This window comes from Rhodococcus sp. NPDC060176, assembly GCF_042728675.1.
Taxonomy (GTDB): Bacteria; Actinomycetota; Actinomycetes; order Mycobacteriales; family Mycobacteriaceae; genus Rhodococcus_F.
Genome location: NZ_JBHWYS010000001.1, coordinates 114,498 through 136,925, shown reverse-complemented (window position 1 = coordinate 136,925; position 22,428 = coordinate 114,498). Strand labels below are relative to the sequence as shown.

The window sequence follows — 22,428 nt, the reverse complement described above, 5'->3', positions numbered from 1 at the left end:
GCGCACGATGGAAATGTCTGCAGATCATTCGACGACTGAGCCGACTACCAACAGCGCCGACACGGATCAGAGCAAGACCGCGTCCGATCGCGCCGAGACGGCAGACGAGCTGTCTCAACTCGAGGACCGTTGGCGCAGGGCCGTCGCAGATCTGGACAACCTGCGCAAGCGATACGCCAAAGATCTGGACCGTGAACGCGCCGCGGAAGTAGCGAAGGTTTCGGCGGCGTGGCTGCCGATACTGGACAACTTGGAGCTTGCGCTTGCACACGCAGGCAGCGATCCGCAGGCCGTCGTCGAAGGTGTGAAGGCGATCCGGGACCAGGCGGTACAGGTGCTCTCACGACTCGGCTTCGAGCGCCACGACGAGGTCGGTGTGCCGTTCTCCCCGGAACTCCACGAAGTGGTCAGTGTGGTAACCCGACCCGACCTTCCGTCCGGGACCGTGGTCGAGGTTTTGCGCCCGGGTTATGGAGAGGACGGGCGACAGTTGCGGCCCGCCGCGGTGGTCGTCAGCCGCCCAGAGGGGTGAGCACCGATGGCCCGTGACTACTACGAAGTACTCGGCGTACCGAAGGGCGCCGGCACCGACGAAATTCAGCAGGCGTACCGCAAGCTGGCCCGCAAGTACCACCCCGATGTGAACAAGGATCCCACTGCGGAGGACAGGTTCAAGGAGGTCAACGAGGCCTATCAGGTGTTGTCCGACCCGGATACCCGGAAACGCTATGACCGATTCGGTGACGACTTCCGGCATGTACCCGAGGACTACGACGAACGGGTGCGGGCAAACGCCGCCGGGTACGGCGGTGGCGGGTACGGCGGTGGCGGGAGAAGGGTGCACTTCGGCCACGGTGTCGGTGGTGAGGGTGCCGTCGACTTCGAAGACCTCTTCGGGCAGATGTTCGGCGGAGGCGGTGGGTTCGGACCGATTCCCGGCGCCGATCAGGAAGCCGAACTGCAACTGGCTCTGGAAGAGGCCTACCAGGGCGGAAAACGCACTCTCAGACTGGACGGACGGCAGTATGACGTCGACATTCCAGCCGGCGTCCTGGACGGCCAGCGAATCCGGTTGGCCGGGCAAGGCGGCCGAGGCAACGGTGACGCGCCGCCCGGGGACCTGTACCTCGTGGTGCGGATCAAATCGCATTCACGGTTCCGCGTGCAGGGTCGGGACATCTACGTCGATCTGCCCGTATCGCCATGGGAGGCGGTTCTCGGGTCGACAGTCGTCGTTCCCACACCGGGTGGAGAGGCGAAAGTCAAAGTGGTGCCTGGCTCTTCGACTGGTAGGAAGCTGCGCCTGCGCGGAGAGGGAATGCCCAATCCGCGCGGTGCCAACGGCAACCTCTACGCCGAAATCAAGGTGATGGTTCCGTCGAAACCGACAGCACGTGAACGCGAACTGTTCGAGCAGTTGGGCGCCGAATCGAACTTCAATCCGAGGAAAGAGACATGAGCACCTCAACGCCGATCACTCAGTACGTATTGGTTCGCCGTACCGGATTGTCGCCGGACGCCTTCGCCGAACGTACTGGCCTGCACCCGGATCTGGCACGAAAACTCGTGGCTCTCGGACTGCTCGACGCCCACCGCTACGCCGGCGGAGAGATGTCGTTCGACCCATCCGAAGTGACCCACGCCGCACGCATCCAACGACTGCGGACGGGTCTGGGTCTCAACTACTCGGCAATCGGGCTCGTGCTCGATCTGCTGGATCGAATCGAAGGACTCGAAACAGCGGCCCGCAGAAGGAGGACATCCTCATGGACACCGGCAGCTTGACCGAAAAGTCACGAGAAGCCTTGCAGGAAGCCCAGAATGTTGCGACCAGAATGGGCCACACCGAAGTCGACGGAGAGCACCTGCTGCTCGCATTGGTCGATCAGCAGGATGGGTTGGTGCCCCGACTGCTCGAACAGACCGGCGCGAATGTCGAAGCACTTCGATCCGATCTGGATCGTGAACTGTCGCGTAGGCCGAAGGTCAGCGGCCCCGGCGCGACTCCCGGTCAGGTGATGATCACCCAGCGTCTGGCCAAGCTGCTCGATGCCGCAGAGCGGGAGGCGAAGAGACTCAAGGATTCCTACGTGTCGGTGGAGCATCTTGTGATGGCCCTCTCCGAAGAAGGATCGGCCAGCGCTGCCGGGCGGGTCCTCGCCAGTCATGGGGTCACACGGGACGCCTTCCTCACAGCGCTGACGAAGGTGCGCGGCAATCAGCGTGTCACGTCGGCAACCCCGGAGGGGGCGTACGAGGCATTGGAGAAGTACGGGCGCGACCTCGTCTCCGAGGGGCGGGCAGGCAAACTCGATCCGGTCATCGGCCGGGATGCCGAGATACGCAGGGTAACTCAGATCTTGAGCCGGAAAACGAAGAACAACCCGGTGCTGATCGGCGACCCCGGTGTAGGTAAGACTGCGATTGTCGAGGGTCTCGCCCAGCGGATCGTCCGCGGCGACGTGCCCGAGGGCCTGCGCGACAAGACGATCTTCTCGCTCGACATGGGTTCTCTGGTGGCCGGTGCGAAGTACCGCGGCGAGTTCGAGGAGCGACTGCAGGCCGTGCTGTCCGAGGTGAAGGCTGCCGAGGGGCGCATCCTGTTGTTCGTCGACGAGTTGCATACCGTGGTCGGAGCGGGCTCGGTCGGCGGCGAGGGGTCTCTCGACGCCGGCAACATGCTCAAACCGATGCTCGCACGCGGCGAACTGCACATGATCGGTGCCACCACTCTCGACGAGTATCGCAAGCACATCGAATCCGATGCGGCACTGGAGCGTCGATTCCAGACCGTTCTCGTCGACGAGCCCAGTGCCGAGGATGCGATCTCGATTCTGCGCGGACTTCGAGAACGCCTCGAGGTGTTCCATGGCGTGAAAATTCAAGACGGTGCATTGGTGGCCGCCGTGACCCTCTCGCACCGGTACATCACCGACCGCTTCCTTCCGGACAAGGCGATCGATCTCGTAGACGAGGCATGCGCTCGGCTCCGCACCGAAATCGATTCGATGCCTGCCGAACTCGACGAGCTCACCCGGAAAGTGACCCGTCTGGAGATCGAAGAGGCCGCACTGTCCAAGGAAACGGACGCGGCCAGCAAGGCGCGCCTCGAAGAATTGCGCAAGGAGCTGGCCGACCTGCGGGCCGAGGCAGACGCCCGACACGCTCAATGGGAGGCGGAGCGGCAGGCGATCCGGCGGGTGCAAGAACTGCGAGGAGATTTGGAACGGTTGCGCGTCGAGGCTGAGGCCGCCGAACGCAACTACGACCTCAATCGGGCAGCCGAGTTGCGATACGGCGAGATCACCGAGCTCGAACGCCGGCTCGAGGCGGCGGAGGAGCAACTGGCCACCAGACAAGGCCGAAATCCGTTGCTGCGTGAAGTGGTCACCGAAGACGAGATCGCAGAGATCGTGGCCGCATGGACGGGTATCCCGGTCGCCCGGCTGCAAGAAGGTGAGCGGGAGAAGTTGTTGAAGCTCGACGAGATCCTGCACGAGCGGGTCGTCGGTCAGGACGAGGCGGTGCAACTGGTCGCGGACGCTGTGATCCGGGCGAGGTCCGGTATCCGTGATCCTCGTCGACCGATCGGTTCGTTCATTTTCCTGGGCCCGACGGGCGTCGGAAAGACCGAGCTCGCAAAGACATTGGCCAGCGCCCTATTCGACAGTGAAGACAACATGGTGCGCCTCGATATGAGCGAGTACCAGGAACGGCACACGGTGAGTCGGCTCATCGGTGCACCTCCCGGATACGTCGGGTACGACGAAGGTGGCCAGCTCACCGAGGCGGTGCGGCGTAAGCCGTACTCCGTGGTGCTCTTCGACGAGATCGAGAAGGCCCACGCCGACGTCTTCAATACCCTGCTGCAGGTGCTCGACGACGGCCGGATCACCGATTCTCAAGGGAGGCAAGTCGATTTCCGGAACACGGTGATCATCATGACCTCCAACATCGGATCCCAGCATCTCCTCGACGGGGTCACAGCCGACGGCGAAATCAAGCCGGACGCCAGGGAACGGGTGATGGCAGAACTGCGCGGGCATTTCCGCCCCGAATTCCTCAACCGGGTCGACGACATCGTGCTGTTCTCCCCACTCACCCTGCCCCAGATCGAGTACATAGTGGAACTGCAACTCACCGACCTTCGAAACAGGTTGTCGGAGAGACAGATACACCTGGAAATCACGCCGGAGGCACGCCGACTGATCGCCGAACACGGGTTCGACCCTGTCTACGGTGCGCGGCCGCTGCGCCGATACATCGCACACGAGGTCGAAACCAAGATCGGCCGTGCACTGTTGCGCGGCGAGATCAAACCGGACGGCACCATCAGCGTCACGGTGGACGGCGGCGAGCTTGCCGTCGCGTATGCCGAACCCGCCTTCGCGGCGGCCTGAGAAGAGGTAACTGGTCATGGGATCCGAAAAGGTGAAGTGCCCGAACTGCGGCAAGACCAACAACATCCCGGCGACAGGGGAAGGAAGACCTCGCTGCGGCAACTGCCACGAGCCGCTGCCCTGGATCGCCGCGGCGGGAGACGGTGACTTCGCGGAGATCGTCGAAAAATCCTCGGTGCCTGTGCTCGTGGATCTGTGGGCGACGTGGTGCGGCCCGTGTCGCATGGTCAGCCCCGCGCTCGAGCAGCTCGCCAGAGAACACGCCGGCCAGATCAAGCTGGTCAAGGTCGACGTCGATGCTGCACCCCGGACGGCTGAACGATTCACCGTCCGCGCCGTGCCGACTCTGCTGGTGATGGACCGGGGTGAGGTTCTCGCTCGCCAGTCGGGCGCAGCTCCGGTCCCCCAGCTGCGCACGTGGCTCGATCAGGCGCTCTCGGAAAATGCCGGCGAGGAGGCGAAGTCATGAGTCCTGTCCATGCGGACTCACATGTAACCGCGATCCGGGCCGTGGTGCCCCGTACCCCGCAGGGCTGCGAGGAATGTCTTCGCCTCGGCACCCCGTGGGTGCATCTGAGGCTGTGCCTGACGTGCGGACACGTCGGTTGCTGCGACTCTTCGCCGGGCAGGCACGCGAGTGCTCACGCTCACGCCATCGGGCATCCGATCGTCCAGTCGATGGAGCCCGGTGAAGATTGGCGGTGGTGTTATGTCGACCAGAACTTCGTCTGAGGGCACCTCACCCATCGGGTACAGCCCGCCGGTCGACGACGAGACCCCGGACGAGGAGGGCGCCTTCCCGCGGCTGACGGACGACCAGGTCGCGAAGCTCGAGGTCGGTGGCTCGCGTCGACCGGTTCACGCCGGCGAGGTGCTGATCCGAGAAGGCGCGCCTGACAACGATTTCGTCGTCGTCCTTTCCGGAAAGATCGCAGTCGTCGACGAAGGCGACGCGGACGGCGAGCGCCGGATACTGCGCGTGCACGGTCCTGGGCGTTTCCTGGGCGAGCTCGGACTCCTGGAAGGTCAGGTGGCGTTCTTCACAGCCGAAGCGATCGAGGACGGCGAGATACTCGTCGTCCCGGCCGAGCAGGTACGCGAGCTGATTGCCCACGATCCCGTGCTCAGCGATTTGATCCTGCGCGCCTACCTTGTGCGTCGGCACTTGCTGATCGGGCTCGGCTCCGGATTCCGGATCATCGGCTCCTGCTTCTCCCCGGATACGTTGCGACTTCGTGAGTTCGCGATGCGAAACCGTCTGCCCCACAAGTGGTTCGACTTGGAACAGGACGAACGAGTGGAGCAGCTGCTACGCAGCCTGAACGTCGCACCCGAGGACACACCCGTCGTGATCTGGCACGGCGAGAAGGTGCTGCGCAATCCGACGAATGCGGAACTCGCACGCGTCGTCGGGCTTCCTGTCCCGGCACCCGTCGCGGACGCAGCCAAGGACGTCTACAACCTCGTCGTCGTGGGTGCCGGACCGGCTGGCCTGGCCGCATCGGTGTACGGCGCCTCGGACGGGTTGAACACGGTGACGTTGGAGCGGATCGCTGCGGGCGGCCAAGCCAGTACCTCATCCCGGATCGAGAATTATCTGGGATTCCCCGCCGGGGTCTCCGGCTCCGAATTGGCCGAGCGAGCCGTGCTCCAGGCCGGGAAGTTCGGCGCCCGCATCCTGGTGTCGGCAGAAGTGACCGGTTTGGGATCCGAGGCCGGGAACCATGTGCTCCGACTGGCGGACGGCGGGTCGGTGCACGCCCGGGCCGTTGTGCTCGCCGCCGGGGCGCGGTACCGCAAGTTGGCCGTTCAGGGGATCGAGGCGCTGGAAGGAACAAGCGTGTACTACGCCGCAACGCATCAGGAAGCACGGATATGCGGCACCGACCCGATAGCCATCGTCGGTGGCGGCAACTCCGCGGGCCAGGCCGCCGTCTTCCTCGCCGAGCATGTCTCACAGGTGCACCTGCTCATCCGCGGCGATGACCTCGGGAAGAGCATGTCCCGATACCTGGTCGACCAGATCGAACACCATCCGCGGGTCACCGTGCACCGGCACACCGAGATTCGTGCAGTCCACGGCGAGAAATACCTCGAAGCAATTGCGGTCGAGGACAATCGCACCGGCGACCAGGACACGATTCGGGTGCGCGCCCTGTTCGTCTTCATCGGGGCGGTACCGCACACCGGGTGGCTTGCCGACGCGATCGCACTCGACGACCACGGCTTCGTCCTCACCGGTGTGGACGCGATCCACGCACGAGCGGACGGCAGCCTGCCAATCAACGGCGGCCTGTCCAGGACGCTCGAAACCAGCCTGCCCGGGCTGTTCGCGGCGGGCGACATCCGCCGCGGTTCGGTGAAACGAGTCGCATCCGCCGTCGGCGAAGGAGCGATGGCCGTACGCCAAATCCATGAATACTTCGAAAGGAGCTGACGACATGCCAGTAATGGGCACCGTGAAATTCCAGCGGTTCTTCAGGGCAGCGGCCGGACTGCAGGTCGACCGGAACGATCTCAAGCGCTATACCGATTTCATCGACGACAAGATCTACGACGTGATCCTGATCGGGAAAGCCTCCGCGAAAGCAAACTTGCGCGACGTGATCGAACCGTGGGACCTGCCGATCACCAAGGGATTACAGGAGAGCATCCACCGGTTCGAAAAACTCGACGAGGAGATCGAACTTCAACCGCTGCTCGATCAGCTCACGGCCCGCCCGCCCTTGGACGTGGCCCTCTCCGAGGAGACAGAGCAACGACTGCCGCTGATCGCAGGAGGGTTGAGCGTAGCGCTGGCGCAAACTTTCGCCACGGTCGAACCGGACCGCAAGAACCCCGGCACAGCCCAATGGACAGTCGCCTTCGACATCTTCCACCTACTTCTGTGATTACCACCCGTCCCGGCTGACAGCGCGTCCGAGTTCGAATATGCTGTCCGGCTGCGAAAATGCCGGTGCGATTCAGAACTGCCTGTCAGTTGGCGTCGACGACGGAGGATTTCCGGCGAGAGGTGCGGTTTCCGCGCTCGATTCTCGAGCAACGAGAACTCCAGTGAGGGACTCGATTACAGCCCTCAGATCTTCTGCCGTGAGCGAGTTCGGCTTACACGCCGAACCTCTGACACCGGTAGTCCGCGTGGCCAGGCGGCGAGCAGAACTTGTCGATCGCCGATCGCTCCTTCGGCTCATCTGAGAACCTTTCGTCTTCGCTTTCTCGATCCCCGCATCGGGCGGGCCCTGAGCACTTCTGGGCGCGCACAGCTCAAGGCCCGGCAAGGAGACCAGTGAGGGTGATATGGCCTTGCCTTGACGAACACCCGCCCGATTGTTTGCCCCCTCGAAAGGAACGGGTGCCCCCGACCCGACGAAGGTTATTGCGCACTGTTTGTGGACGACAGGGTCGAAAGTCCCAGTTCCATTGTGATGAGCAAGCTTTGACGGTGGCCGAAGTGTTCTCCCTTACAGCTGGTTCGGTGTGTGCACGAACACCGACATCGGTCGCAGCGACTCCGACGAACCAGCACCCGCGATGTTCGATGCCCGATCCACCCGCAAACATCGGGAAAGAACCTATTGTGCAAAAGCATTCGGAACAGCCATCTGCAAACCAAATACCAGGCACGGCCACCTTTCCAGCCGCCACGGCTACTGTGCGGCTAGCGTGACCACTTCTTGGCATCGAAGGCGACAGAGCCAGCGGCTCCATTACCGCACCGCCGCTACTGACGAAGTGCCGTACCGCGCCGCCCGCTTCGAATCGAGGCCGAAGGCGGCCGCTTTTGTCGGGACCAGGCAAAGCAGCGATCTTCAGGGACCGGAACACTTCCCAAAAGCTTCTGGCACTCTCGGTTGCAGAGTGCTAATTCGTGTGGTTATCATGTTCTCGCACAGTGAGTTCGGTCAACCGCCACGGTGGCGGAGACCTTTCTTTTCACGACATGGGAGGTGTGTTGCTGTGCTTCGTTTCGATCCTTTTACCGACATCGACGCGATCAGCAAGTCCGTACTCGCCGCGGGAACCGGCAACGGACGCAGTCCACGGTTCATGCCGATGGACCTCTACAAGGTCGAAGACCAGTACGTCCTGCACGCCGATCTTCCGGGCGTCGACCCGGGATCAGTGGACGTGCACATCGACGGCTCGACCCTGACGTTGACCGCGCATCGCACCGCCCTCTCCGAAGAGGGCGTGAGCTGGCTGGCGAGTGAGCGTTTCGCCGGAACATACAGACGGCAACTCTCGATCAGCGACGACATCGACGCCGAACAGATCGTCGCCTCGTACGACAACGGCGTGTTGACTGTGACGTTGCCGATCGCAGAGAAGGCGAAACCGCGGCGGATCGAGGTCTCCTCCGGACCGCCCTCCCGAACCGGAACCATCGAAGCGACAAAGCAGGTGCAGGTCGAAGCCTGATCCGCTTGGCCCGACCACATGATGGTGGGGTGACTCCCGAGGACACACGCGATGGGTTCTCGGGCCTCGCCCCGCCACCGTTTCGATCTCCCACTGCACACTCGTGGCGCACACCGGCACGTCCACCTCACGAAAGAATCAGCACGAGAACCCTTTAGCTGTCATGACTGCATCCACCATCCCCCCGCACGAACAATCCGACAACACCGGCAACGCCGAATCCCGAGCGCACACCCCACCCGATTGGTGGGATCAGCACCGTCCTGTCACCAGCGACGAATACAGCGACATGGCGTTGATGTTCGGTGCCCTCTCGATACTGACGTTCTGGATGTTCGGCCTCGGCATCCTCCTCGGTGCCGCCGCCATCGGAACCGCCCTGGCAGCGCGTCGACCCGACACCCCCGGACGCGATCTGGGCGACAACACCGCCGGCGTGGTCGGGATCCTCACCGGCATTGCCGGAATCGCCTTCGGCGCCGTCTTCCTCACTGCAGCACTACCCCACCTGTAGACAAACCGAATTCGGCACTCGCGAAATCGGATTCGCTTGTGCTGTAACGTGATCACGGTGCGCGCTGGCCGGTGTCGCGGTCGGAGCCCGATCGCTGTGATCCTCCACTTCGTGCTGCGTTCGATCCTCACGAGAGAATAGGACTGCGCTGGTCAGCTGCACATTCCCATCACGAACCGTCGGCAGGGATCACGACCTCGCCCGCGGTCGCGAACGCCACCGGCAGTAGCGCCGACGATGCGCTCTCGCGATCATTCATCCGCCTCGTTCGACCGCGTTCGGGTCTCCTCGATGCGTTGCCGCTGCCGGACCCCGTACGTCGCTTCCGTGACGGCGTCGTCGTCCTCGAGACCCGACCCGAGAGCCCCACCTATCGTGGCGATCGACGCCAGCAGCCAGGCGAGCGTGAGGTAGTCGGAGAAGTTCACCCCGTGTCCGAGAGTGCGGGCCAGCAGTTCCGGGGGAAGTGTGAGACACGCAGTGAACAACAGTAGACAGAACAGGGCCACGTGGAGGACGGTCACGCCGATGAACAGGGTGACCACGGTCGAAATGTTGTACAGCACGGATCGATCGCGCTCTTCCGACGACTTCGGCCGCTCCCACAGTTCGTGATCGACAATCAGCCAGAGAATCATCGCCACGATCGACAGGACCGTAGCCGCGCTCATACGCCAAGGGCCCATCGTGTCGGCGAACAACCAAATCGTGCTCGTAGCCAGCGCGATCGCACCCGTGGCGAAGGCACCGACGAGCACCTTCGACAGTCCGGCGACCAGCCGCCACGGACGGTTCGCCCGCACCATCCCCGACAACAGTCGTAACCGCCGCAGTCCTGATGGCGCGAAGTAACGGCTGCCATTCTCCGTCTGCACACACGGGAACCGTCGCGCCGCGCCCTGCGGCATGAGTTCCGGTTCACCAAGGATGCGGGCTATCGCGAGTTCGGTAACAGCGCGGACGCGGCGCTCGATGTGGATCGCACCCACCCCGGCGACAGAGACAAGCGCGAAGCAATGGTCGGGGCTGACGTCGGCCACCACCGGCAGCGTATCTTCGCGGCGCGGTAGATCAGTGAGGTATACGACGATGTCCTCCCCTTCGGAGGACGGATCGACCGCCTCGATGACCTCTGCGAAGTCTGTTTGCTCGTCCGAGAGGTAGGGCTTGCTACGTACACACGTCGTCCACCGGCGCTCGAGGCGGTCACGGCTTCGCAGCCGTTGCGGCAGATACTTCGCTATGCGTTCCGCGAGAGCCGCAGCTTTGCCCGGTTCCGCGATCAACAGCACCGAGGCCTGCTCACCTACGGCACCAGATCGCTCTCCCTGAATGTGCTCATTTGTCTTCACCACCTTCACCTACCCGCCCGGACTTCCCCCAAACTCCTCGAATCCGTTGTCACTCCGAATCAATGACGGCGTGAGGTCGACCACCGGATGCACCAGGGACGCGCCATCGGCCGCGGCAACGAGACACGCCGCGCACCAAGACACACATGATCATTTCGAGTAGACACCAACCCGCCAATCAGCTCCAGCGCCGAACCACAACACTCCGCAGCAGTTCGCCGACTGAGTGCACTGCAGGAGGCGGTGTACACAGAGAAGCGCTGGAGAGACAATCAACTATGGACACCAACGCTTTCCCTGATATTCGGTGGGGTCACGATCGGCGGTTGCTCAAGAAGCCACTCAATGCCTTCGTATCATCGCGGATCGGGTCCTGGTATCTCCGGAAATTGACGCCGGTCGACCGAAAACTGCTCCTGCACAGCAAAGGTCGACGAACAATCTTCGGGCCGATGGGGGTGCCGTTGCTGTTGTTGACCACGACCGGAAGGAAAACAGGACAGCCCCGGACGACGCCTCTCACCTACATGCGCGAAGGGGACCGCTTATTTCTGGTCGGTAGTAATTTCGGGCGACCCCATCACCCCGCGTGGTCCGAGAACCTGTTGGCCAATCGGGAGGCGACGGTGACAATCGGAGGAGCCGAGATCCCTGTGAACACGACCTTGTTGACAGGGCAGGAGGCGGAGAACGTCTTCGAACAGTTCGTCGAATACAACCCTACGTACTCGGTGTACAAGACTCGCACGGCACGCAATCTTCGAGTGTTCGCTCTCGAACGGCGCCAAACCTGATTCCCCGCAACAAGAACAACCCCTTACTCCCGATCGGCCGGTATCGACTGAATCGCCCCGGCGAGTCCGGGGACTTCGATGTACCCCGAGTTTCGTGGAGTCGTCATCATTTACTTCAGGCTACGGGTTGACGTGTGACGTGTACTTTCTCGAACTCGATCGGTGTCAGCATCCCGAGGGCACTGTGCCGGCGTTGGCGATTGCGGAAGATCTCGAAATACTCGAACCGGGAGTCGACCAATTCGGTCCTCGTTTTCCGTCGTTCTCGATTCATGCGTTCGATTGCATTCTGCCCCAGAAAGATTCGATCACACCGTTGGCATAGCAATCGCCGATCGATCCCATAGACGGGATCAGCCCCTGAGTCGTGCGGGGTACATCAGTCCCCGGAAACTACGGTGCGATTCAGTGACACGGGTGCCGACGGTGATGGAGGCGGCGGCGGAGCGGTGTGTGGCTCATCGGTTGGACGTGTGCGTGCTCCCCGATGAGCCGTGCGCCCGTGGCCGGCAAGGAGTGAGCACCCGAACGGTATGAAGGACCGGCCGTCCGTATTGTGCGGGCTGTCAAGGGCTAGCTAGAAGTGTTGTGCAGCCGGCGAAGCGAACGCATCGATGTCGACGGGGGACCGAGTGGGTTGAGCAGCGGATCATCCGGCACGCGCTATTCGACTCTCGTCGTCCTTGTGTTCGGATCGGATTCCGGCGAGCCTCGATAGCTGGAATAGTCCCAGGTAGTGCGATTCGGCGTCTCCATGTCGTACAACTTCACATGCTTCACGTTTCCAACGAACGTGATCTGGGTAACAAACCGAGGTCGATGAGGAGACAGTGATGGATGTAATTGTGTGGGCTGAATCCGAGGAACGTGAGCGATGGTGGCGACAGGTCATGGGCGTCAGGCCCGTAGGCGAGCGTGACTTGGGGATGGAGGCCAGAAAGCTGACCACAAGTGGTTTTTCGGCGATACCGAGGACGCGCGAATCAGTAGTGCGATCAATTCGTGCCGTGGCCGCTGCCTGAGCACAACCACCTGGTGCGCATGCTCGGCGCGCTTCTGAGAATTGAATCTTTTGCTGTGCTGTCTTGTGCGAGTGAGTGATTCAGTTCCGGAAGGAGTAGTGAGACGTTGGTGAACGTGGTTCTGTTGCTCGTTATGCTGGGAGTGAGTCTGATCGTCGTGATGTACCTGGACTTCCAGTGGCTCCGAATGTCCTCGCGTGGCGAGCGTCGGCGACATGCTCGGCATACGCGGGTGGGATTGTCGAGCTGTAGACCTTCCCGCGGAACCTTGCGCCGATAGTCGGTCGTCTCGTGGTTGCTGGCGTCTTTCCTGCTGCAGTAGCGTTCTCGGGCGTGCCCAAATGAATCCTGGGTCCGGTGAGCGATTTTTTGTGAGAGTGCGGGTTTGAAGTTCGTTCGCGGACCGGCGGTTATTGGGACGCGGCGAATACAGTCCGAGCCTGCATTTGGCGTTGCGAATTGCCGCGTACTTGGAGGTAGAGAACGAGGTCGATTACAGGAGATCAACGTATTGAGATCGGGCCTTCATGGCATGTATGAGTAGCTCGTTTCCGCTGTCGAAGCGCAGCACAACCAGCTACGAGCTCCAGGAGACGCCCGTTCGGGTCGACGCCCAGCCGGAACTGGCGGGCAGGATTGTCGTGGTCCAGGTCGGCGACATAGACGTGGTGCTCTGCGGCGTAGATGCCGGCGTCTTCGCTGATTCAGTGTTTGAGTGCGGACTTATGTGCTTACAAGCGGCCTGGGTCCAGGCACGCGCTGCTTCTCGGATCGCTTCGGACCGGGAGACGTTCTTGTTCTGCGCGCGCGTTCAACGCCGCGAGTAACGCGGCGTCCATTCGTACGGGCACTTCGGCGCCGGGTTCGCCATCTACGAGCACCACTGATCTTCCCTCATGGTGAACTGTCGGGTGTCGTCACATGGTGAACTGTCGGGTATCGTCCGCAACCTCGGCGGCCCCACTTATGACTGTCGACGCTCCAGGTGCAAGGAGAATTGGTGGCGGGCCGGGGCATCCAGGGGTCGGTATCGAGCCGGCGGTCGACGGGTGCTCAACTGACGGGTAGTTCCGTAACTTTTTTCGAGAGGGCCCCACTAATGCGTATTGGAGTATCAGGCCCGCACGGGACCGGCAAGAGCACGCTGGTCGACGAGTTGTGTGGCCGCCTCGCGGGGCATATTCGGGTCGATGAACCGTATTTCGTGCTGGAAGAGGAGGGGCGCGAGTTCGAGTTTCCACCCTCGGCTGATGATTACCGTGCGCAGCTTCGTCGTTCACTGCGATTGCTGACTACACCTTCTTCTGGTGTTGTATTCGATCGCACGCCGCTCGACTTCCTGGCGTACTTGTCGGCGTGTGGTGTCGATCCGGAGGCAGAAGTTGAGGCGGCGATTGTGAGGTCCGCGCTGTGTACTCTCGACGTGCTGGTTGTGGTGCCGATTACCGTCGAAACAGTGCAGAAGTTGCCTGCGGTGGGGATGCCGGAGCTGCAGCGGGTGGTGAACGACGCGTTGCTGGATTTGGTGTACGCCGATCCGATGCAGGTGTGTGACTCCCTGGTAGTTGTCGAGCTTGATGGCCCACTCCGTGGGCGGGTCGACACGGTTCTCTCGGCTTTGCGGTGACACCGGAATCGTCGAGCTGGGTGCGTTCGAAAGATGCTGGCACTGAGTGTTACTCGTGATGATCGACCTGATGAAACTTCGATCTATGGCTGGCCGGTCTCTAGGATTGCAAGGGATCTGCGTCTTCTCGGGTGAGCTGGTGCTGCCGCCCCTTCAGTTTGCCGCCCCGCAGTGCGCTGCTCACCAACGCGCGTTCCCGGGCTTACTCTCTGGCGGAGGGTATCGAAAACAGGCATCTCGTGGCTCAGAGGAATCCTGAGAGCCGGTTGTCCTGGTAAGTTTCGTGAAACTGAGGAAACGGAGTCCAGCGTGACAGTCGCCGCGTACCCATCCTTTCTGTTGCGATTCTCGCTACGGTCGCACTTGTCGTGGCCGGATGTTCGTCGGGCTCCGAGACTGATTCGACGAACACCGTAACCGCCCGGCAGCCGCCCAACATCGACATAATCGCTGGTGCTCACCCCGAATCCCACGATGACCGATTCTTGTCCCACCTTCAGGCGATGGCGGCAGCCACTATCCCCGGGCCATGTCGACAAACTTGGACAGGTGAAGTTGGTGCGCCACAGTGATTGTCGCGGTCGGACCGTTACGGTGCTTACCCAGAATCAGGTCGGCTTCACCGCCACGGGGGTCGTCTCGCTCGGTCGCGTCGGGGCGGTACAGCAGGATCACCATGTCGGCGTCCTGCTCGAGGGAACCGGACTCACGAAGGTCGGCGACCTGGGGACGCTTGTCGGTTCGCTGCTCGGGACCACGGTTGAGCTGACAGATCGCGACAACCGGAACTTCGAGCTCCTTCGCCAAAAGCTTTAGGCTACGGGAGAATTCGGAGACTTCCTGCTGACGGGACTCGACCTTTTTACCCGAGCTCATCAGCTGGAGGTAGTCGATGACGATCAGGCGAATGTCGTGTTTCTGCTTGAGCCGCCGCGCTTTTGCGCGAATTTCCATCATAGTGAGGTTGGGGGAGTCGTCGATGAATAGCGGCGCCTCACTGATCTCACTCATACGACGCGCGAGCTTGGTCCAGTCGTCGTCGGTCATCTTTCCGGAGCGCATGTCACCGAGCTTGATCTTTGCCTCCGCCGACAGCAGACGCATGACGATCTCGGTTTTGCTCATTTCCAGGGAGAACATGACGCTGGCCATGCCGTGCGTGATGGAGCAGGAACGCAGGAAATCCATTCCGAGCGTGGAATTGTGCGTCGGGACCATCGAATGACCGGCCAGGTACATGTGGTCGGCGTTGTCGACCTCGACGCAGCGAACCGGAACACTCGCAATTGGCCGAACATCGACAATGTAGCGCGATCCGCTGCGCGCAGTGCTCTTACTCGCTCGACGCTCCTTGTGCAGCATCGCTTTCCGCGTAAGACCGAACACTTCGTCATCAGTCGAGAAGGTCAAGGTGAATGCAGTCGACGAAGCCTCGGTGCGACCGGGGACTCGCTTTGTGCTCATTTGGCAGCGATAGCCAAGACTGACCACTAATTCCTGGGCGTCGCGGACGAGGCGCCCGTTGGTTACCGAAAACTGAACGGAGCCACCGGCAGTCACAGTTCCATCAGTGTCGAGAAGTCCCGCAAGAACCGCACGACGCTGCGCCTCGGACCCGCGGAGATACTGGACAGGGATGTGCTTGTTGCCTAGAACACCGACCGTACGTAGGCGTCCTTGAACCGTGCCGTACTCGTTGCGGCACTTCTGGCACAATCGCAGCCCGATAGAAGGTCCACCACAGTGCGAACAGGTTGGCGCAGGTACAGGGTCAGACATGAAACGTGCTTTGCCGCCGCATGATTGACCACACGTACGCACCTGACTGGTGAACGGCACGAAACTCTTTCCGCACACAACACAATCGCGCGGAGCGACGGGATCTTCCGGTGCCAATTTAAGGCTGTACCGCAAATGCGCCGACTTGGACGGAACTGCAACCAGGCCTTCGGCCTCGATCAACATAATGATCTCGGGATCAGCAGTGGTGAATTGTGCGCAGGCAGTAGAACCGTCACCTAGCCAAGCGCCAAGTGTGTAGGGCGGGACAAGGAGATCCTGCGTTGGTAGGTCGAGCGGCTTGGCATTCACGACAGAGTGATTAACGCGGCCATCCGCCGTTGCGCATCGCACCGTAGATGCGATCTCCGCCGTGGTTCGGACCTCGGCGAATGTCTTTTGATTCTTGTAGCGGTTGTACCCCGTCGCCGCTTGCTGCGCCGAACGGCGCGAAGCACGCGTCTCCGTCAACCACTGATGCTGCTCGTCGGCCACCAACACAGTTCCGTCGGAAAACTCGACCTCATAGCAAGGGCGGTCGACCATCACGTCGGTAGCGGCAACAACCCGCGTCGGCTTGCCTTGGTTGTCGATCAACAGATCGCCGACAGCAACGTCACCCATCGTGGTCCAGCCACTGGGGGTCGCGAGGGGAGTGTCGAGGGCAAGAGCCTTGCCCACACCAGGACGGGCCGCGACGATGATCATCTGACCAGCGTGAAGGCCGTTGGTGATCTCGTCGAGATCCTTGAATCCGGTAGGCACACCGAGGGAGATTCCGCCTCGGCTGGCGATGGAGTCGATCTCGTCCATCGTGGGCTGAAGGAGCTCGGTGAGGGGTACGAAGTCTTCGGTGGTGCGGCGCTCGGTGACCTCGAAGATCTCGGCCTGAGCGCGGTCGACAACCTCGGCCACGTCCTGGCCCTCGGTGCCGGCGTAGCCGTACTGGACGATGCGAGTACCGGCGTCGACCAGACGACGCAGCACGGACTTCTCGGCCACGATCTCGGCATAGAAGGCAGCGTTGGCGGCAGTGGGCACTGTCTGGGTCAGCGTCACCAGGTAGGCGGCACCGCCGATACGGCGGAGCTCACCTCGACGGTCGAGCTCGGCGGAGACCGTCACCGGGTCGGCGGGCTCACCTCGGCTGTAGAGGTCCAGGATCACGTCGTAGACGGACTGGTGGGCGGGCCGGTAGAAGTCACCGGGACGCAGTACCTCGAGGACATCCGCGATGGCGTCCTTGCTCAGCAGCATGCCGCCGAGCACCGACTGCTCGGCAGTCATGTCCTGAGGTGGCTGGCGTCCGAACTCCTGATCGGGCTCGGCCTCGGGAGGGCCCGGGTAGTCCGGCCCTGAGAAGTCGGAAGGTCCTCGATCATCTACAACAGCCACAAGCGAGACCTTCCCGTAAAACACTCGACGACACTGCCAGAAACCGCAGCGCCCTCATCATTTGTACCTGCCCCCACCGACATCCCCTAGCCGCATTCGGCCGGACTGTAGATAGACGCCGAGATGACGTTAGGGACTAGTAGGTCTGCATACAAACCGGACTGTGGATAAACCTGTGGATGCTTTGTGGAAACTCCCGCCCCACGGTGTGCACCGCCTGTGGAGCATTTGGGGACTACTTTGCCTAGCAACCACAAAAGACCAGGTAGATGGCTATCCACAATTTCACAGGCCTGTTGATGAAAATAGTTTTTCCACAGTCGGCGCGTCGGCGTGTCGGGCGTGTTGCCTCGCCCGATTCGTCACCGATCACCGAAGTCGAACATCACAGTGTGAGAGTTATCCCCAGGTCCGATTCGGGACCCTCGCGCGCGGCTAAGCAGTCACGCGCAACCTCGAAACAAAACGTCGGGCCCCACACACCGAAGTGTGCGGGGCCCGACGAGACGAACAGTCGACTATGCGCCGACGACGTTCAGGTTGAACTTGGCAACCACATCGGGGTGCAGGTTCACGACCACGGCGTGCTTGCCCGTGTTCTTGATGTGAGCCTTCGGCAACACGATGGAGCGCTTGTCGACAACCGGTCCACCGGCAGCCTTGATCGCAGCAGCGACGTCAGCGACGGTAACCGAACCGAAGAGCTTGCCCGAGCCACCGGCGGTCTTGACCGTCAGCGTTACGGACTCGAGGCCCTCGATAGCTGCCTTGAGCTCCTTGGCGTGATCCAGGCCGCGCACAGCGCGCGCTTCCTGTGCACGACGGATGCCCTCGACCTGCTTCTCGGCGCCACGGGTGGCGACGATTGCCAGTCCGCGGGGGAGCAGGTAGTTACGGCCGTAGCCGTCCTTGACCTCCACGGTGTCGCCAGGCGCACCGAGGTTGTCCACGTCAGCGGTGAGGATGAGCTTCATGTTCTTTCCTCCCTTTCCTTAGCGAGCCACGGTGGCGTAAGGCAGCAGTGCTACCTCACGTGAGTTCTTGACGGCAATGGCAACGTCGCGCTGGTGCTGGACGCAATTGCCGGTGACACGGCGAGCACGGATCTTTCCGCGATCGCTGACGTACTTACGCAGCAACGTCGTGTCCTTGTAGTTGATCTGCGTGTTCTTCTCTTTACAGAAGGTGCAGACCTTCTTCTTCATAACCTTGTCGCGCAAGGGCGGCTTCGGCATGTCTTTGCTCTTTTCTGGATGTTCCTGATCAGGTACGGATCAGAAGGGCGGTTCGTCGCTGCCCGCACCACCGAAGGAGCCCGAAGCCTGAGGCGCACTGCCCCAAGGATCGTCTCCACCCGAAGGTGCAGCGCTCGGACGTCCGCCACCCGATCCGCCGGAGGAACCGCCGAAGTTGCCGCCTCCACCGCCGCCACCACGGTTGGCCTTGTTGACCTTTGCCGTGGCGTACTTCAGTGAAGGACCGATTTCATCGACTTCGAGCTCGACGACAGTTCGCTTTTCGCCCTCGCGAGTTTCGTACGAACGCTGCTTGAGCCGGCCGCTCACGATTACTCGTGAGCCACGGGTCAAGCTCTCCGCGACGTTCTCGGCTGCTTCGCGCCAGATGTTGCAACGCATGAACAGTGCATCGCCGTCTTTCCATTCATTGGAATTCCGGTCGAAGGTGCGGGGCGTGGAAGCAACCGTGAAGTTTGCAACCGCGGCACCCGCCGGGGTGAAACGAAGTTCAGGATCAGCCGTCAGGTTTCCGATGACGGTGATGATGGTGTCGCCAGCCATGTGGTTCCTCCTGCATTGATGTAAGACCGTTGGGCGCGAGAGTAGAGCTCGCTACCGACAGTAATTACTTGTTGTGGCGCAGAACCTTCGTGCGCAGAACCGACTCGTTCAGACCGAGCTGACGATCGAGCTCAGCGACGGTGGCGGGAGTGGCGTTGATGTCGATCACCGCGTAGATACCTTCAGCATGCTTCAGGATCTCGTAGGCGAGACGACGCTTACCCCAGACATCGACCTTGTCGATCGTGCCGCCGTGCTGGCGCACAACATTGAGGAACGTATCCAGTGAAGGAGCGACAGTGCGCTCGTCCAGGCTGGGGTCAAGGATGACCATCAATTCGTAATGACGCATAAGACCTCATCACCTCCTGTGGACTAAGTGAAAACGGCCACGGACTATCCGTGGCAGGAGGGTCGTTGCGTCAGCAACCCTCGTAGGTTACACGAGGGGCCTTGACCAGGGAAATCGTCCCGGCTCTCCGGGAAGATCACCAGGTCGATACGCGACGCGTGGTGCAGACACGTCGCCCCGCGAGCCACTCCGCCCCCTAGGGTGAGAATCATGCGAACAGACCGCAAGACCCCGGCGTCGATCCTGGCGTTGGTCGTCGGATTGTGCGGCCTGACGCTGGCACTGGGCTATTTCAACAAGGCCAGATGCGGCGGCGCACCGTTCGCTCCCGACGGCCGAAGCCTGAACTTCGACGTCAACAAGAACATCGACGTCTGCTACTCCGACATTCAGTTGCTCTGGCTCGGACGAGGTATCGATCAGCATCTGTTCCCCTTCGTCACCGGAGGGATAACGCCCGAAGGATTCCTGACCGGCGGAACCGTCGAATACCCGGTACTCAGCGGAATTCTGATGTGGCTGGGCGGTATCGGCTCACACACCGACACGGACTTCCTTCTGCACTCGGCACTGATCCTGGCTCCTTTCGGACTGCTCACCGCGTGGATGCTCGGCAAGATGAGCGGCGCGTACGCGCTGGTCTGGTCGGCAACACCGCCGCTGGTCCTGTACGCATTCCACAACTGGGAGCTCCCGGTAGTAGCCACCAGCGTCGGCGCGATCTTCCTGATGACGTTCGAGCGGATCCCGCTACGAACTCGCGCGATTCTGGCGGCGGTCATCCTGGCGATCGGCTTCTGCTTGAAGCTGTACCCGGGAATGTTCGTACTGCCGCTCATGGCCTACGTGCTCCTACGCGGCACCGAAAGCAAGCGTTACGACGTTCGTGGAGCGCTGATGACGGCGGGTGCGGCGATCGCCACCGTCGTCCTCGTCAACCTGCCGTTCGCCCTCATCTCGTACGAAGGCTGGCGCGCGTCGTTCAGCTTCCAGGAGAAGCGAAGCGCCGACATCACCACCAACTCGCTGTGGTTCTGGGGGTTGCGACCCTTCTACGGTTTCGGAGTTCGCGAACTCAACGCCGATTACGACGCACTGGTGAGCATCCTGTCCCCGGTCATGATCCTGTTGTCGTTCGCGCTCGCGATGTATCTGGGTTGGCGTCGCTACGTCCGCGACGGCTACTTTCCGTGGATTGCAGTCAGTGCCGCGATGCTGTGCGGATTCGTGTTGCTGCACAAGGTCAATTCACCGCAGTACACCCTGTGGATCCTGCCGTTCCTCGTTCTGTTCAAGATCCGGTGGTTCTGGATCGTCGCCTATCTGATCGTCGATGCAGCGTTGGGCGTCGGCGTCTTCCGGTACTTCTACCAACTGGACATGAATCTCGATCCGAGCAAGTACGAGGCCGTCGTCCAGGCGAGCGTCTGGGGTCACGTCATCCTGCTCGCCGTATTCTTCTTCCTGTTCTTGCGAGTCCCACTGCGTTATCCACTTGCCGGCGGGACCGATCAGATTGCCAACTCCGACAACAACCTTCCGACTCACTTACGGGAGCACGCCTGATGACTGCATCGTGGTTCGAATCACCGACGTTGACCGGTGATCGAGTACGACTCGAACCCCTGAGCGTCGCGCACACCGACGCACTGCTCGCGGCCGCCGACGACCCGGCGATCTTTCTCTGGACCGCGGCGCCGATCACCGATCGGGAACAGGCACAGAAGTACATCGCTGCAGCCACCGACGACCCGAATCGGATCGCCTTCGCGCAGGTGAGCATCGCGACGAACGCCGTGGTCGGCACGACGTCCATGTACCAGATCGACCCGGTAAACCGCAGTCTTGCAATCGGATACACGTGGTTGTCGCGATCGGTTCAGGGAACCGGGATCAATCCCGAATCGAAACTGCTCCTGCTTCGCCATGCCTTCGACCAGCTCGAAGCCGTACGCGTCGAATGGCACACGGACGAGTTCAACGAACAGTCCAGGGCGGCGATCGCAAAGCTCGGCGCTCAGTTCGAGGGCCTGCTGCGCAAGCACCGACGCCGCGCCGACGGCAGTTGGCGTACAACAGCACTGTTCGCGATGACCGACGACGATTGGCCGACCATCGCGCCTCAACTGGAGACACGTACCCGAAACTAGCCATCACCTGCACTCTTCGGCGAAGTCCATGCCAAGATTCACCTCATGAGCGATCAGGGTGGGTACGGGTACCAGGGCAATCAGAATTGGCAGCCGGCTCCGTACGGGCAGCCTGATCCGTACGGCAGGCGGCCGACGAACACGCTCGCAGTACTCGCTCTCGTCTTCGCGTTCCTCATCGCGCCGTTGGGGATCGTCTTCGGGCACATCGCACGCGGCCAGATCAAACGAACCGGCGAAGAAGGCGACGGACTTGCTCTTGCCGGACTGATCATCGGCTACATCTTCACCGCACTGGGCATCCTGGCCGTGGTGGTGTGGATCGCGTTCTTCGGGTTGCTCGCTGCCGCTTTCGGCAACGCCGCGAACGAGGCGAGTTCGCGGAGTTTCACCTACACGACGCCGTACTCGTACTCCACGACCACGACTCGGGCGCCGAGTGCACCCACCACAGCGCCGAGAACGACGACGCCCCCACGCGTCACGACCTCTGTCGGTCCAGCGCCTACCGTCTCCGGCACCGACCGTCAGGGCTTCATCTCCGGCGGTCCCAGTTGCAACTCCACCAATCCTGCCGTCGCCATTGCCGTCACGACCGGATCACGAATCGTCATCTGCGAAACCGGAGTCGGCCGTTACTACTACAAGGGTCAGCGGCTGAGCGACGGCGCCACCATCGAACTCGACGATCCGACCCCCACCGGCAACGGATTCACCGTCACCAACAAGGACGTCACATACAAGCTCACCTCCGGCGGACTGGTGATCACCGGCAGCGGAGGCGAGCTGGGTAGGGAAGCCGCCATCGAGTTCTGGATGAACTGA

Annotated in this window: 22 protein-coding genes and 2 pseudogenes; 15 read left to right on the top strand and 9 right to left on the bottom strand. The window is 61.8% G+C overall.

Translation table 11 applies throughout. The annotated features are described in order from the left end of the window. Positions 1-7: 7 nt before the first annotated feature. From ACFWEM_RS00620 to ACFWEM_RS00575, 10 genes are all read left to right on the top strand, one after another. The gene (locus ACFWEM_RS00620) at positions 8-532 is read left to right on the top strand and encodes a nucleotide exchange factor GrpE (protein WP_378530165.1); all 525 of its coding nucleotides are present in this window, start codon (positions 8-10) and stop codon (positions 530-532) included. 6 nt (positions 533-538) lie between these two features. Continuing rightward, on the top strand, positions 539-1,459 hold the full coding sequence (locus tag ACFWEM_RS00615) for a DnaJ C-terminal domain-containing protein (RefSeq protein ID WP_378530163.1): 921 nt from the start codon (positions 539-541) through the stop codon (positions 1,457-1,459). After that, positions 1,456-1,785 (top strand): chaperone modulator CbpM, encoded by a 330-nt coding sequence (locus ACFWEM_RS00610; RefSeq protein ID WP_378530161.1) that lies wholly within the window; start codon positions 1,456-1,458, stop codon positions 1,783-1,785. The genes ACFWEM_RS00615 and ACFWEM_RS00610 overlap by 4 nt, the downstream gene beginning before the upstream one ends. Beyond that, positions 1,767-4,400: an ATP-dependent chaperone ClpB gene (clpB, locus tag ACFWEM_RS00605; RefSeq protein WP_378530159.1), complete on the top strand. Its 2,634-nt coding sequence runs from the start codon at positions 1,767-1,769 to the stop codon at positions 4,398-4,400. Before ACFWEM_RS00610 ends, clpB begins: the two co-directional genes overlap by 19 nt. 16 nt (positions 4,401-4,416) lie before the next feature. After that, positions 4,417-4,869 (top strand): thioredoxin, encoded by a 453-nt coding sequence (trxA, locus tag ACFWEM_RS00600; protein WP_378530157.1) that lies wholly within the window; start codon positions 4,417-4,419, stop codon positions 4,867-4,869. Next, positions 4,866-5,132, top strand: a complete 267-nt coding sequence (locus ACFWEM_RS00595; RefSeq protein WP_378530155.1) for a UBP-type zinc finger domain-containing protein — start codon at positions 4,866-4,868, stop codon at positions 5,130-5,132. The genes trxA and ACFWEM_RS00595 overlap by 4 nt, the downstream gene beginning before the upstream one ends. After that, a complete protein-coding gene (locus ACFWEM_RS00590) occupies positions 5,110-6,837 on the top strand; it encodes an FAD-dependent oxidoreductase (protein WP_378530153.1) in 1,728 nt (575 codons plus the stop codon). The genes ACFWEM_RS00595 and ACFWEM_RS00590 overlap by 23 nt, the downstream gene beginning before the upstream one ends. A gap of 13 nt (positions 6,838-6,850) precedes the next feature. Continuing rightward, on the top strand, positions 6,851-7,291 hold the full coding sequence (locus ACFWEM_RS00585) for a DUF1931 family protein (protein WP_024487875.1): 441 nt from the start codon (positions 6,851-6,853) through the stop codon (positions 7,289-7,291). 1,066 nt (positions 7,292-8,357) lie between these two features. Continuing rightward, positions 8,358-8,819, top strand: a complete 462-nt coding sequence (locus tag ACFWEM_RS00580) for an Hsp20/alpha crystallin family protein (protein ID WP_378530151.1) — start codon at positions 8,358-8,360, stop codon at positions 8,817-8,819. 163 nt (positions 8,820-8,982) lie between these two features. Beyond that, the gene (locus ACFWEM_RS00575; RefSeq protein WP_378530149.1) at positions 8,983-9,333 is read left to right on the top strand and encodes a hypothetical protein; all 351 of its coding nucleotides are present in this window, start codon (positions 8,983-8,985) and stop codon (positions 9,331-9,333) included. Between the two features lie 251 nt (positions 9,334-9,584). Here the strand turns inward: ACFWEM_RS00575 and ACFWEM_RS00570 are convergent, their stop codons facing one another. After that, the gene (locus tag ACFWEM_RS00570; RefSeq protein WP_378530147.1) at positions 9,585-10,685 is read right to left on the bottom strand and encodes a hypothetical protein; all 1,101 of its coding nucleotides are present in this window, start codon (positions 10,683-10,685) and stop codon (positions 9,585-9,587) included. Between the two features lie 146 nt (positions 10,686-10,831). Between ACFWEM_RS00570 and ACFWEM_RS00565 the strand changes: the two genes are divergently transcribed. Next, positions 10,832-11,479 carry a nitroreductase family deazaflavin-dependent oxidoreductase gene (locus ACFWEM_RS00565; RefSeq protein ID WP_378530145.1) on the top strand — a complete coding sequence of 216 codons (648 nt, stop codon included), beginning with the start codon at positions 10,832-10,834 and terminating at the stop codon, positions 11,477-11,479. A gap of 115 nt (positions 11,480-11,594) precedes the next feature. Here the strand turns inward: ACFWEM_RS00565 and ACFWEM_RS00560 are convergent, their stop codons facing one another. The 3 genes and pseudogenes from ACFWEM_RS00560 to ACFWEM_RS00550 all read right to left on the bottom strand — a co-directional run. After that, positions 11,595-11,753 (bottom strand): IS3 family transposase, encoded by a 159-nt coding sequence (locus tag ACFWEM_RS00560; protein ID WP_378530143.1) that lies wholly within the window; start codon positions 11,751-11,753, stop codon positions 11,595-11,597. A 1,241-nt stretch (positions 11,754-12,994) separates the two neighbouring features. Then, a pseudogene (locus ACFWEM_RS00555) lies at positions 12,995-13,205 on the bottom strand (toxin). Between the two features lie 32 nt (positions 13,206-13,237). Then, a pseudogene (locus ACFWEM_RS00550) lies at positions 13,238-13,364 on the bottom strand (ribbon-helix-helix protein, CopG family); the annotation flags it as partial. A gap of 137 nt (positions 13,365-13,501) precedes the next feature. On the opposite strand from ACFWEM_RS00550, the gene ACFWEM_RS00545 reads away from it, so the two are divergent. Next, positions 13,502-14,128 (top strand): AAA family ATPase, encoded by a 627-nt coding sequence (locus tag ACFWEM_RS00545; protein WP_378530141.1) that lies wholly within the window; start codon positions 13,502-13,504, stop codon positions 14,126-14,128. A 516-nt stretch (positions 14,129-14,644) separates the two neighbouring features. Here ACFWEM_RS00545 and dnaB read toward each other — a convergent pair. The 5 genes from dnaB to rpsF all read right to left on the bottom strand — a co-directional run bounded on the left by dnaB (position 14,645) and on the right by rpsF (position 19,453). Beyond that, positions 14,645-17,302 carry a replicative DNA helicase gene (gene dnaB, locus ACFWEM_RS00540; RefSeq protein WP_378530139.1) on the bottom strand — a complete coding sequence of 886 codons (2,658 nt, stop codon included), beginning with the start codon at positions 17,300-17,302 and terminating at the stop codon, positions 14,645-14,647. Between the two features lie 518 nt (positions 17,303-17,820). After that, positions 17,821-18,276 (bottom strand): 50S ribosomal protein L9, encoded by a 456-nt coding sequence (gene rplI / locus ACFWEM_RS00535; protein ID WP_007735531.1) that lies wholly within the window; start codon positions 18,274-18,276, stop codon positions 17,821-17,823. Positions 18,277-18,294: 18 nt separating this feature from the next. Further along, the gene (rpsR, locus tag ACFWEM_RS00530; RefSeq protein ID WP_003941245.1) at positions 18,295-18,537 is read right to left on the bottom strand and encodes a 30S ribosomal protein S18; all 243 of its coding nucleotides are present in this window, start codon (positions 18,535-18,537) and stop codon (positions 18,295-18,297) included. Between the two features lie 39 nt (positions 18,538-18,576). Beyond that, positions 18,577-19,101 (bottom strand): single-stranded DNA-binding protein, encoded by a 525-nt coding sequence (locus ACFWEM_RS00525; protein WP_003941248.1) that lies wholly within the window; start codon positions 19,099-19,101, stop codon positions 18,577-18,579. Positions 19,102-19,165: 64 nt separating this feature from the next. Continuing rightward, positions 19,166-19,453, bottom strand: coding sequence for a 30S ribosomal protein S6 (rpsF, locus tag ACFWEM_RS00520; protein WP_003941237.1), 288 nt, complete (start codon positions 19,451-19,453; stop codon positions 19,166-19,168). Positions 19,454-19,663: 210 nt separating this feature from the next. Here rpsF and ACFWEM_RS00515 point away from each other — a divergent pair, with 210 nt between their 5' ends. From ACFWEM_RS00515 to ACFWEM_RS00505, 3 genes are read left to right on the top strand one after another with little or no spacing between them, the layout of a single operon-like run. Next, a complete protein-coding gene (locus ACFWEM_RS00515; protein ID WP_378530137.1) occupies positions 19,664-21,019 on the top strand; it encodes a glycosyltransferase family 87 protein in 1,356 nt (451 codons plus the stop codon). Beyond that, positions 21,019-21,603 carry a GNAT family N-acetyltransferase gene (locus ACFWEM_RS00510; protein ID WP_378530134.1) on the top strand — a complete coding sequence of 195 codons (585 nt, stop codon included), beginning with the start codon at positions 21,019-21,021 and terminating at the stop codon, positions 21,601-21,603. Before ACFWEM_RS00515 ends, ACFWEM_RS00510 begins: the two co-directional genes overlap by 1 nt. Positions 21,604-21,648: 45 nt before the next feature. Next, entirely contained in the window at positions 21,649-22,428 is a 780-nt protein-coding gene (locus ACFWEM_RS00505) for a DUF4190 domain-containing protein (protein ID WP_378530132.1), read from the top strand.